Here is a 13,156-nt window from a genome sequence, read left to right as displayed (position 1 = left end):
TAAATTCCAGTTTTCACAGCATTTTAATCATGACAATCAAGAAAATATTATTGATTGATGATGAACCGACGATTCGAGAACTTGTAAAAATTTGCTTAAATGATTTGGTGGGATGGAACGTGGTAACTGCTGCTTCTGCTCAAGCTGGGCTGAAACACCTAGAGATAGAACGTCCTGATGTAATCCTACTTGATGTTTTGATGCCGGGTATGGACTTTACTACGTTTCTCCACAGATTGCATGGAAACCATTCACTAAAAACAATTCCCGTGATTCTGTTGAGTGTCAGAGCAGATTGGTTTACGTCACAGCAACTTCAGCAGCTTGGTGTGGTTCAGGCGATCGCTAAACCTTTTAACCCTTTAACTTTACCTGATCAGATAACTCGCGCTTTGGGTTGGAGTTTTCACCCTGAGTATGAATTTACACTGTAAATAAGATGGGGCTTGCTGTGATTCCTACGCGTAGGGAGAGTAAACAATGGGGAACTGAGGCTTAATGGATTTTGAGTGTCAGCCCAGGCTCCACTCAGAAAAATTCAGTAGTATACTTATCGCTGAAGAATAAAAGTCACACTATCCTTATAAGTTTCTTATTTTTCAATGGTATTTTGAAACCAATTAATGAGCAAAAGGAAGTTGATTATCAATGGCTTAACAACAATGATAACCATTATTATTTTTTGGCCGTAAAAAATATGACAAGAGGGAGAACTGTTATTTCAGGAAATAAATTGAAATAGAAAATTTGGAGCTAAACAAAGACTAAAGTAGCTTAAATATTCACTATCAAGGGTTTTTAAGCGTTAGTGAAATTAAGTTTTAATCTAAATTTCAACCTTTTAGCTTGTTTTGCTACCATTTTTTTGCATAGAACGACTTGAGAAAAAACAACTATGTTAAATAATGTAAAAACAATAGGATTGAGTTCTTAGTAAGGAATTGAGTCCTTTTTTGAGAACTAAATTTCTCACTACAAACCTATTATCTACCCTGTTTTACTTAACTGAATTGAACCAAATTTAGCGAGTTATTTCACACAAACAATAATTTGTTTAGGTTCAAAAAATAAAGTGTGACTTTTTGATTATAAATGCTCAAGTTTAATTAGTTGTTTCCTAAAAATCTCGGCGTAATTTAGTGATCACAGCCAGCTAATTACTGCTGTGACAGTAAAAATACATTGTCACAAAACTCATGAAATTAAAGCAAAATAAAACGAAGAGAAGAAGAGGAGTTATCTTAACTCCCAAGGGACTAAAACGGTTACAAGAAGCGATTCTATCTTGGGAGATATTACAAAATAAAGGCGATCGCTTAACTTTAGAACAACTGAGTAGACAAATCAATGTTTCTACTAAAACTCTGAGTCGGTTGTGGTCTTTGAGTGCCAGTGTAGATCACAGAACTTTAAAATTGTGCTTTGGAACCTTTAACTTAGAAGTAGATGAAGAAGATTACACAATTTTAACAGAAGAAAATGAAACAGAAATGTCTGATTTGCTGACAGATGTTGTATCTGAAAAAGCAGAACATTTATCTCAATTGTCTACAGAACCAGTAGGAAATTCTTTGTCATATCCAGATGGGGCTGTATCCTTAGATTCACCTTTTTATATTGAGCGATCGCCCATAGAAGAACTAGTATATCGAGAAGTAACTCAACCTGGTTGCGTAATTAGGATTCGCGCCCCCAGACAAATGGGTAAATCTTCTTTGGTACTGCGTCTTTTGTCCTTTGCAAATACGCAAAACTATCACACAGTTAACCTCAAATGTAACCAGATTGATGAGCAATGCTTCACTAACTTAAATAAGCTTTTACGTTGTATTTGTTGGCAAATCGCCACACAATTAGGGCTTGATCCTAGTCTTGATGACAAATGGGATGAGGAAATTGGTTGTAAGTTGATCTGTAGCTTATACGTTCAAAACTATATTCTGAAACAATGTCACAATCCTATAGTTTTAGTGTTGAATGATGTTGATCGGCTGTTTGAGTATCCACACATTGCTAACGATTTTTTTGTTTTATTGCGTTCTTGGTGCGAGGAAGCACGGCAAAATCATAATTGGCAGAAGCTAAGATTGGTAGTGGTTTACTCTACGGAACAGTATATTTCTCTAGATATCAACCATTCTCCCTTTAATGTTGGGCTACCCATCCGCCTGCATGAATTTACCCAGCAACAGGTAGAAGATTTAGCTAGACGATATGGGCTAAAGTGGACGGACGGTAAAGAATCGGCTCGGTTGATGTCTCTTGTGGGTGGTCATCCGGCACTGGTGCAACTGGCATTATATTATCTTAGTTCTGGGACTATGACTTTATCAGAACTGATCCAAGAAGCGATCGCCAATGGCGGGATCTATCGCCATCACCTACAACGACACTGGGCAAAGCTACAAGTTAATCCTCATTTAGCTAGAGTATATACTGAGCTAGTGACAACCAAACAAAGCACTTTTATTGATCCTATGGATGCTCATAAACTCGAAAGTTTAGGATTGATTTGTTTTGAAGGCGATCGCGTACTACCTCGTTGTGAACTCTACCGCACCTATTTTGTCAAGCAATTATCCACAATTGCTTCATGAAATCACCTATTCAAGTGGATTTAAAAGTAATAAATCTACTTGAATATTTCTTTGATTATAAATTTAGATAATTTCCTACTTCATCATTACCAGGAAGTTTTCTAACGATTCAATTAGTAATATCCTCCTATCTGTTGATGATAAAGTCAAGGACAGATAAGACACTTAAAGATTTATTGAAAAGATTGATAGACAGTTAAGAAATTTAGGACATTTAAGATATTTCAGCCATAAAAAATAGCAGCAACACACTAAAATTACCATGATTTTCTAGTAAGATACTAATGTAAATATTTTATTACTCACTCTTACACACAGGGCTATTATTTGATTTCTGAAATATATGTAGTAGGGTGGGCATTGCCCACCAAAACCATGATACGGTGGGCAATGCCCACCCTACAGATACTTAAATATTTTCAATAATCAAATTTTATGCCTATATAAGAGGATCTTTGAAAAGTCCTATGCTTGGTAGCAAAACATTTTAGATCCCCCTAAATCTCCCTTAAAAAGGGGGACTTTGATTCATTTCCCCCCTTTTTAAGGGGGGTTGGGGGGATCAACGAGTGCTTAAAATCACAGCCAATCACTTTTCAAATAACCTCTAAGAAGTAATTATAAAAATCATAAACTCTCTTCTGTTAAAGCTGCCTAAAGTAACATGAAATATCAGGTTGGTGGTAGTCTCCCTAGTGATGATCCTAATTATGTTATCCGTCAGGCGGACAAACAACTCTACGCCAGCCTCAAAGCTGGTGATTTTTGTTATGTCTTAAATTCTCGCCAAATGGGGAAATCATCTCTACTACATCGCACAAGCAACCATCTGACAAAAGAAGGCCATATTTGTATTTATATAGATGTGACACGCTTGGGTAGTGAGGATACAACAACTGAACAATGGTACAAAGGGATTATTATCAGTATTTTTTACAGCTTAAATTTGTCTGAAAAAGTCAATTTTCAGCAATGGTGGAAGATGCAGTCTGGTCTTTCCCCCATACAGAAGTTAAATCAATTTGTAGAAGAGGTGCTACTGCCACACAATCAAAGTGGGCGTATCTTTATTTTTATTGATGAGATTGATAGTTTGTTGAGCTTGAACTTTTCGGTTAGTGACTTTTTTGCCTGGATTCGTCATTGTTACAACCAAAGGGCCCATGACCCCAAATTTCAACGTTTAGGATTTGCAGTGTTCGGAGTAGTGAGTCCATCTGAACTGATTACCGATAAGCGTCGTACACCCTTTAACATTGGTACAGCAATTCAGTTGTATGGTTTTACACTCGATGAAGCAACACCATTACTCAAAGGGTTAGAAGAAGTAATTAGTCAACCCCAAGCAGTATTACAGAAGATTATTGATTGGACGAGTGGACAACCATTCCTAACCCAAAAACTTTGTCAATTAGTGGTGCAGACTGCATGGAACACACCAAACCGCAAAATTGATTTACCTCCAGCCACAGCCGGGTATTGGGTAGAACAACTGGTACAAAAGCAGATTATTCAATATTGGGAAGCAAAAGACGAACCAGAACACCTACGCACCATTCGCGATCGCCTCCTCTTTAACGAAAAACGCGCCGGCAGGTTGTTAGGGATTTATCAACAAATGCTGCAAGCTGAGTCCGGTAATTTACCTGTGGAAATCGATGATAGTCAAGAACAAAAAGAACTATTATTATCTGGTTTAGTTGAGAAACAGCAAGGCTATCTCAAAATTAAAAATCCCATTTATCGCTATGTTTTCCATCATGAATGGGTAATCAGACAATTAGATAATCTCCGCCCTTACTCACAAATCTTCAACGTTTGGGTAGCCTCTGGTTATCAAGATGAGTCTCGTTTACTGCGGGGACAGGCGCTAAAAGATGCTCAAGATTGGTCCCAGGGCAAAAGTCTGAGCGATTTGGATTATCGTTTCCTCGCAGCCAGCCAAGAATATGAACAGCGCGAAATCCAAACAGCCTTAGAAGCAGCACGAGTCAAAGAAGTAGAAGCGCGACTAGTGCAAGAGAAAAAAACTGCTAAATTACAAAGATTGCTGTTGATAGCTATGTGCGTTAAGTTTCTGCTCTCTAGCAGTTTGGCTATGGGAATCTACATTTTGTACCGCCAAGCTAAAAACAGCGAATTTCAAGCTAAAAACAGCGAAATTCGAGCCTTAATATCTTCTTCTGAGGGAATGTTTGCCTCAAATCGCAGGTTAGATGCACTCATAGAAGCAATTAAAGCCAAAGATCGGCTAAAAAAACTAGAAAACCCCAACGCAGATATTACAAATCAAGCGAATAATGTACTGCGGCAAGCTGTTTATGGTGCAGATGAGTCCAACCGTTTTTGGGGACACACGGCAGCTGTGATGGCAGTAGATGTCAGTCCCGATAGTTCTCTGATTGCTTCGGCTAGTATAGATAGAACCATCAAACTTTGGCGACGAGATGGAACCAAAATTACCACCCTTAAAGGTCATCAAGGAGCAGTGAGATCGGTGAGGTTTAGTCCTGATGGTCAGATGGTGGCTTCAGCGAGTGAGGATGGTACTATTAAACTTTGGAAACTCAATGGCACTTTGCTGAAGACTTTTAAAGGTCACACTGCTTCAGTCTGGGGAGTAGCCTTTAGTCGGGACGGTCAATTTCTCGCCTCTGCTAGTTGGGACACAACGGTGAGACTGTGGAAACGTGATGGTACTTTACTCAACACTTTTCGAGATAGCAAAGAGGCATTTTGGGGAGTTGCATTTAGTCCAGATGGTCAAATTGTGGCGGCTGCCAATCTGGACGGAACAGTAAAACTCTGGCAAAGACAAGGTTCTGGGTGGCAGGAAGCCAAACCTCTACAACCCCTCAAAAGTCACACAGCTTGGGTTGTGGGAGTAGCTTTCAGTCCTGATGGTCAGACACTTGCTTCCAGCAGTGAAGACAAAACTGTCAAACTTTGGCGGCGAGATCCCGCAGATGGCAGTTACCGCCTTGATAAAACTCTCAAACAAACGACTGGGATTGCTGGAGTCGCCTTTAGTGCCGATGGTCAAACGATCGCCTCTGCCAGTCTGGACAAAACCATTAAACTGTGGAACATCGATGGTACAGAACTGAGGACACTGAGAGGACATAGCGCTTCTGTTTGGGGTGTTACTTTTAGTCCAGATGGCAGTTTTATCGCTTCTGCGGGTGCTGAAAACGTTATCAGACTCTGGCAAAGTCAAAATCCCATGCAAAAGAGTGTCACTGCCCATTATGGGGGTATTTGGTCGATAGCAATTACATCAGATAGTTCTACCGTTGGCACAGCTAGCCATGATAATACTGCTAGACTTTGGAGTCGCCAAGGCGGATTGGTGAAAACTTTCACCCAAGAGAAGGGGGGAATTATCGCCATTTCCTTTAGTGCAGATGGCAAGCTAGTTGCCCTTCCCACTTATAATGAGACAGTTTTACTCAAAAAGCCAGATGGTTCTGATGTTGCGAGTTACAAAAATACTCAAGGTAAAATTACAGCAGCAGTTTTGAGTCCCGATGGTCAAGCGATCGCGATCGCTAATGTTCACAAGGTTGCTCAAATATGGCGGCGCAATCAGCCTACATCCCAGGTTCTCAAAGGTCATCAAGCTGAAGTTTGGCAGGTGGCTTTCAGTCCTAATAGTAAAATCGTGGCTTCAGCCAGTGGTGATAGTACAGTTAAGTTATGGACTCTCGATGGTAAGTTGCTGACAACCCTTGCTGGACACTCTTCGGTAGTCTGGAGTGTCGCCTTCAGTCCCGATAATAAAATGGTAGCTACTGGTAGTGGTGATAATACAGTTAAGCTGTGGACTATTGATGGCAAGCTTTTGAGAACATTTACAGGTCACACAGCTGCGATTTGGGGTGTAGCATTTAGTCCCGACGGCAAAATACTAGCCTCTGGTAGTGTGGATGCTACCGTCAAGCTGTGGAAAATGGATGGTACAGAACTAACAACTCTCACCGGACATACAGCAGCCATTAGGAAAATTGCGATCAGCCGGGATGGCACAATTCTAGCTTCTGGGGGTGATGACAACACCCTAATTTTGTGGAATTTACCCCAGATTCTCAGCCTAGATGCCCTAACTTATGGTTGCAATCTAGTCAAAGATTATTTGCAAACTAACACAGGCTTGGAGGAAGGCGATCGTCATATATGCAATCATCTTGAGAATTAAATTATGGGAAAGTTTTCACGACAAATTTTGACACGGGTAAAAAATAAGTGCATCTGCCATACTAGCCAAGAACCGACTCGCCAAGCCCCCATGGACATGGGTTCCGCCGATGAATTTGGGCAGATATCAAAAATATCTCCGTCATAATGTAACCATTTAACTGGTAGATGTCCTATCGGTGTATTTGGTGATAACTTAAAAGTTATTTGCTCATAATTTAACCAGTTTCCCTCTTTTCTCCAACCCAGGCGATCGCCAAGTTTCTTTTCCGTTTCGTAATCTATTTGTCCACCTATTTCTTCCCAAATACTTTGCTGAACACTAAAGCCAAAATAACCATGACTATATTGTTGCCAAAGTTGATCAATCTTATATAATTCTTGACAAGAAAAAGCGAGAATATCTGCTTTATAAACCTCATGCCAATAATTCTTACCCATCACGCGCAACATTAATTTAGCAGTTTCTATATCAGCATCTTGCCATTTATATTGTGCGAGGAGATTTTGCAGTATGCTGTAATCTATATTTTTATTGCTTTTAAATTCACTGAGATAATCAATATCATGATTATCTGGTTCAGTTGCTACTGTTGCTTCAGAAGCAATTTTAGCATGGGAATACACAACATCTGTTTCTACTATCCCCAGTACTTTTTTTTGAGCTACCAGTTGAGTAGACATATAATTAGATATCAAACAAATTGCTTGATTTGCAGTTATATCATCTTGACTAAAATCCGAATCTTGAAGCTGCCAATCTAATAATTGTGACTTGAAAAAAGCCTCATTTAGTCTATCTTGTTTTTCATAACTAGCAACTAATAAGTTGAGCAGATTATGGGAAACAGTATGATTATCTTGTATAGTGAATACATTTGGTTGATAATTTAAATCATTAGTAGCTAAATGTTGAATCTCTCCTACAGTTGCATAAAAATCCGCATCAATTTTGACTACCTCATCTATTAAAGACTGAAACGGATTAAAGCAATCTTTCAGAGAGTTTTCAACATTCATAGCTGTTTCAGCTATTTTCGCTATTTCTTGACGAATTTTTGTAGCTCTGATTTGATATTCATAAACTTCTTGATATACATCTAAATCCTTAACTATTTGCTCAATAGCTTGCCTTTGATTTTGCGTATCTTCGGCTAATTGCTTAATACCTTCACTGAGTAACTCTATCTTTTCTAAAATCAAAAGATTAGTTTTACTCAACAATAAAATCGATTTTAAATTCTCTTGTTTCTCCCGTGTTAATTTTTCAATAATTTGAGTATTACCATTATGTTTTATTTCTAGCTTGTTTCTTTCATCATTAATCTTTCTAATTTCAATGTATTTCTGATTAAATAGATTTTTCCAGTCATCTATGAATTTTAATAAAAAACTTTGATAACTATCTTTATAGTTATCCAAGGAATCAATGATTTGAATATATTCACTAATTAATAATTTAACTTCTGCAAAAACTTTTTCTTGAGTAACTTCCTGTTTTCGCTTAACTATTCCCCAAAAATAACAATTAGATTTACCACCTACTTGAATTAATTCTTGACATTTGATAATTTTTTTTTGAACTTTTTTTAATTTGGGATTTTTAAAAATAGGAAATCTATAAGTTTTTTCATAAATCGTAATTGATTCATAAGTAATTAATTGTTTGTGCTTTCTAGCTAGCATCACTAATTCTATCTAAAAAATTCTTATTATCTGTAGGGTGGGCAATGCCCACCAAACGTATATTTTAAATTTTACAACTTGCTAATGACGTTTCTTTTTTTTGACGGCAGGTTATTTTTGGGAGAAATATCTACTGTTTTTATTCCCTTTTGCCAGCGATAATCTTCTATAGACACAAGTTGCCAACCAGATTCTTGTGAAAGTTCTAATACCCATTGATGATAATTAAACAAGCTTTCTCTATGACCAACACTGATGAAAGTTGTTTTAGTTGCTTGTAGCTGCTGATATAAATTACCTTCGTTATTTAAATCTAAAGCACTCGTCGCTTCATCTAAGATAGTGAAACTAGGATGTGTAATTAATAGTCGCGCAAAAGCTAGGCGTTGTTGTTCCCCTAAGGACAATATATTTTCCCAAGGAACTTCTGTATCAAAGCTATTTACGCGGGTAAGCAAGTGTTGTAAGTTAACTTGTTGTAAGATTTCCTCAAGTTGGCGATCGCTCATTGTCCGGTCTGTATGGGGATAGAGTAGCTGTTGACGCAGAGTACCCAAAATGATGTAAGGTCTTTGGGGTAAGAATAAAATGTCTTTTAGGGGAGGACGCACTAAACGGCCAGTTCCGGTGTTCCATAAACCTGCGATCGCTCTTAACAAAGAACTTTTACCCCTACCACTCGGCCCTACAATTAATAACCCCTCTCCAGGCTGGACGGTAAGCGACAAATCTTCAACAATTACCTGCTCATGATTTGGTGTTTTTAAAGTAACATTCTCAAAAGCCAAGCGTTTCTCTTCTAAAACTTTAATAGTAGCTAGATTCTCTGTTTTCTTACTAACATCCCTCAAAGCATCTGAAAACTCAGCTAAACGCTTTACATAGCTAGAAAATCGCCCTGAAGCGCCAAATTGAGCTATTAATTCTCCCAGAGAATTAGAGAACATAAAGCAAGCAAAACTAACTTGGTTAATTTCCCCAAAATCAATTTTATCTTGAATAAATAAAGGAGTCAAAATAAACATGGAAAACACACCAATAGCAGATTGATATGCTCTCCCAAAAGCATCTTGTCCCCTCTCCCAATTCAATCTGCGTTCAGCAGTTTTTATAACATTATTAAATCGGCGTTGAATTATATTTAATTCTTCCTCTTCTCCTTGAAAAAAAGCAATCGATTCCGCATGATTACGAACATGAGTTAGGCAATAAGCAAAATCTGCTTTAAACTGTATTTCTTCTTGATTAATTTTATTGAGTGATTGGTTTAAATAAACAGCTATCAAATTACCTATGATGGTGTAAATAATTAAATAAATTGCGATTTCTGCGGAAACAGTCCAGAGAATGATCAAAGCACTCCCCATTTCCAGAACTTTTTCTAGAAAGGTCGTAGAAAAACTCAAAGCAATACTGGTAATAGGTTCTATTTCTTGAGATAGGCGCTGATCTGGATTATCTATATCAGATTTAAAGTTGATTTTGTAATAGGCTTGATTGCTTAAATATTTTTCTAAAATATGACTATTTAACCATTTATACCAGTCAAGGATGATTTTTTTTCTGACATATCGCAAAGAAGTTACTAAAATTACTATTGTGATAACAATGAGACTAGATAGCCATAAAGTACTATTATATTTATCAATATCTCTCTGTTCAATCACAATATCTAGTACATAGCGATTCCAGTAGCTATTTACAGCATTTAAACCTACAACTCCAGCTATTAATGATATTAAGAGAATCAGCATTCCCCATGAGCGAATGACATCTACAAATGCTCGTCCTTCTGCTTTTGTAGGATACCAATAAGGTTGAGCCACTACTTTCACGTCTTCCCAAAATTGAGTAAAAACTGAAAGATGATTTGTTGCCTTTTGTTGATGCACAGATGGAGTTTGCATATTAAAAAATACAGCCGTTATTAATTAGACTAGTAATTTGAAAATGGCCTTTGAGAATTAGATCAAACTCAGAGGCCATTTTTACTTTTAGAGATTAAAGATGTTTTAACATCCCTAAAAATAAATGTTATGAGAATTACATCGAATAGACTAAATTATTGGTTCTTCATCAACAATTTCGATGTTTTTTGGCGCAAGGGTTTCTTCTCCAGGCTCAGTCACAACTACTGAATCAAGATGATGTTCGAGTTTGAGTTTTAAGTCATCTGTAATGGGTAATTCTTTAATTTCTTTGAGCAGAAATCTTACAGATTCAGTTTTGCTACGTTCTTTATAAATGAGCTTGAGAACGTTTTCAAATCCAAATTCCGCAATATATTCTCCTAGAATACCTACCAGACCAAGTAGTCCTAAACCTCCTAATAAGCCGAATGGCCCTCCCAACGATGAGAGTAAAGTTACAACGGCGGCGACACTACCCCCTGATGTAGCAGTTGCAACTACAAAAATAATCCCAGGAAGACCTAAAGCAGCAATTTTTTTGACTAGTTCATCCATTGTATTTACCTACTATCTTTATAAGGTGAAAAATGACTAAGAAAGTCATGACTAATTTCTTCAAAAAAGAAATTAACAATCTTACTTCCCGCACATAACATTGACAGTTGTTTGGTGCAAGATATAAGAAACCTGATTTAGCCCAACAAAAGCTCACAAAGTTCATCGATTTGTTGACTTTTTTCAGAAATCAGTTTGTGGGCTATAGCTTGTAGCTGACGAGTATTTTGTAGTTTCGTATTATCTATTGCTTCTAACTCTGCATCTAACAATGTTTGAAAGCGATAATAAAAACTTTTAGCTTCTTTATCGCTAGGTTCAAACAACTGTTCTAATTCTCCAGATACCACACCGCTACCACCGTCAAACACAATATTTAAAAGTGGTCTTCCCCATTGTAAAAGTCCCCAATTCTTGACTTCTTTATAAGGATAAGCACTTGTTGGCGAACCTGTACCTAAAGAAACTACTAAAATATCTTCTTGATTAAGGACTGTTTGGGCTTTGCGTTTACTACTAATTTGCGCTTCTAAAATAGCTAAATGGGCTGGGTTATTAGCAAATACTCCCCCGTCAATTAAAGTATAAGCGATCGCACTATTTTCGGGGCTGACGATACGATGAGGAGCAAAATAAGTCGGGGTAGCACTAGTGGCTAATGCGGCATCTAAGAGGGATACATTACCACATAAATTATGAGAATTCTTAGATTCTATTTGCTGTTTTTCTAGTTGGTTTGTAAAAAATACCGGAATTCGCTGCTCGATATCGTAACTAGTGACAAAAACTTCTTTAAGATTATTTACTAGAGGAGTTTTACCCAAATATTGCCTTAAGATTTCTTCTTTGCTTGTGGAAGGATATTTTGGCTGGAGAAATATATCTTCTAACGGGCCAAGTAGTCTTTCAAATAATGGCTCATAAAATATTTCTACTCCATACTCAAGAAATAATTGTACAAGGTCTTCAGCGGTGTATTCAGCTAAGGGCAATTCTTCAGATGAATTTAATCGGGGTTTAGTTAGTCCCAGTGCTAAAATTCCGCCGCTTGAAGTACCAGCAATTAAGTCAAATAAACTAAATATAGGCTCTTGTGTCCGTCGTTCAATTTCTGCTAAGAGTAATGCAGGAATAATGCCCCGAATACCACCACCATCAATGGAAAGTATTTTATATCTGGGACGGGATTTTGTATTCATGGTTTCTGGCGATTCTGCCTGAATGAATGTTTGTAATTGTTGGCTATTTACAAGAACTTCAGTTTGGTCTGTTTTGCTTGCTTCTTCATGTGATGGGAGATTGATCAAGTTTGCAATAATCTCTGATTTTTCGCTATTTATTTCTGGATATTGAATTTCTATTGTTTGGTCTTCGTTGTTACTAACTAGCGGTACTGTTGCTGCCAATAAATCTGTAGTTAATGTTGAAATACTTGTTTCGGCAATAATTCCTATCTCAAATTGGACATCCTCCTGGATATCGTCTTGACTGGATAATGGTGCTGCAAATGGAATTTGCGCTAAATCCCAGCTAGGATTACCCCGAAAATTTCCTTGATAAGATTTTCCAGCTTTGTTTTTAACTGTTGTTCCTTGGCCTTCATCTAATTTCCAGTAAGCCACTAATCCTGGTTCATCCCCGACTATTAGCCCACAATGATGGGTCTTAATTTGTACCTGAGTACATGGATAATTCCAGACGCTGATGTTTGCTAATTGTCCTGTAAAATAGACTTGCTTGTGTAAGGTTGCACCCAAAGTTACAGAGCTTGTTGCTTTGTTTAAAGATGAACCTCTCAGAGAGTCATTGTATTCATGATCATCAAGATATACTGTGATTTGACCGCTATTAAAAACAATGGCGAAAAAGTGCCATTGTCCTATAGTTAATTCTCCATTACCAAAAGTTCTGATACCCTTGCTAATGGTTTCATCAATGAAGATATCTAAACTCCCTGTCTCACTGATACCGAATTCAAAATTATCACTGTATCGATCTGAAGAACGAGCAAAAAATACATTCCGCGTTCCATAGCTAGTGGATTTTTCTGTTAATTTATGAGGATTTATCCATCCTGAAACCGTAAAACATGAACTCCCTTGAGCAAAAACACCACCAATATCGTTTTTGCCAAAATCTATATAATCATCTATCCCATCAAATTTTAAGACTGTTTGTGTATTTGCTAGATTTATCACAAGCTTTTAATCTCCA

7 protein-coding genes are annotated in these 13,156 nt (G+C 37.4%); 3 read left to right on the top strand and 4 right to left on the bottom strand.

Translation table 11 applies throughout. The features are described from left to right. Positions 1 to 29: 29 nt before the first annotated feature. The 3 genes from GSQ19_RS13425 (at position 30) to GSQ19_RS13415 (ending at position 6,792) form a co-directional block, all read left to right on the top strand. On the top strand, positions 30 to 434 hold the full coding sequence (locus tag GSQ19_RS13425) for a response regulator (RefSeq protein WP_011318439.1): 405 nt from the start codon (positions 30 to 32) through the stop codon (positions 432 to 434). Positions 435 to 1,196: 762 nt separating this feature from the next. Continuing rightward, complete coding sequence (locus GSQ19_RS13420) at positions 1,197 to 2,597, top strand: AAA-like domain-containing protein (RefSeq protein WP_011318438.1); 1,401 nt, start codon at positions 1,197 to 1,199, stop codon at positions 2,595 to 2,597. A gap of 664 nt (positions 2,598 to 3,261) precedes the next feature. Further along, complete coding sequence (locus GSQ19_RS13415) at positions 3,262 to 6,792, top strand: WD40 domain-containing protein (RefSeq protein ID WP_011318437.1); 3,531 nt, start codon at positions 3,262 to 3,264, stop codon at positions 6,790 to 6,792. Here the strand turns inward: GSQ19_RS13415 and GSQ19_RS13410 are convergent. The 4 genes from GSQ19_RS13410 to GSQ19_RS13395 form a co-directional block, all read right to left on the bottom strand. Further along, entirely contained in the window at positions 6,789 to 8,477 is a 1,689-nt protein-coding gene (locus GSQ19_RS13410) for a GUN4 domain-containing protein (protein WP_011318436.1), read from the bottom strand. The genes GSQ19_RS13415 and GSQ19_RS13410 overlap by 4 nt on opposite strands. 71 nt (positions 8,478 to 8,548) lie before the next feature. Continuing rightward, positions 8,549 to 10,384, bottom strand: a complete 1,836-nt coding sequence (locus tag GSQ19_RS13405) for an ABC transporter ATP-binding protein/permease (protein WP_011318435.1) — start codon at positions 10,382 to 10,384, stop codon at positions 8,549 to 8,551. Positions 10,385 to 10,534: 150 nt separating this feature from the next. Then, complete coding sequence (locus tag GSQ19_RS13400; protein WP_011318434.1) at positions 10,535 to 10,942, bottom strand: hypothetical protein; 408 nt, start codon at positions 10,940 to 10,942, stop codon at positions 10,535 to 10,537. A 137-nt stretch (positions 10,943 to 11,079) separates the two neighbouring features. Next, a complete protein-coding gene (locus GSQ19_RS13395) occupies positions 11,080 to 13,140 on the bottom strand; it encodes a patatin-like phospholipase family protein (protein ID WP_011318433.1) in 2,061 nt (686 codons plus the stop codon). Positions 13,141 to 13,156: the final 16 nt, after the last annotated feature.

The sequence above is a fragment of the Trichormus variabilis 0441 genome, assembly GCF_009856605.1.
Taxonomy (GTDB): Bacteria; Cyanobacteriota; Cyanobacteriia; order Cyanobacteriales; family Nostocaceae; genus Trichormus; species Trichormus variabilis.
Note: the sequence above shows the minus strand (reverse complement) of the source record. Positions and strands in the feature narration are given on the sequence as shown.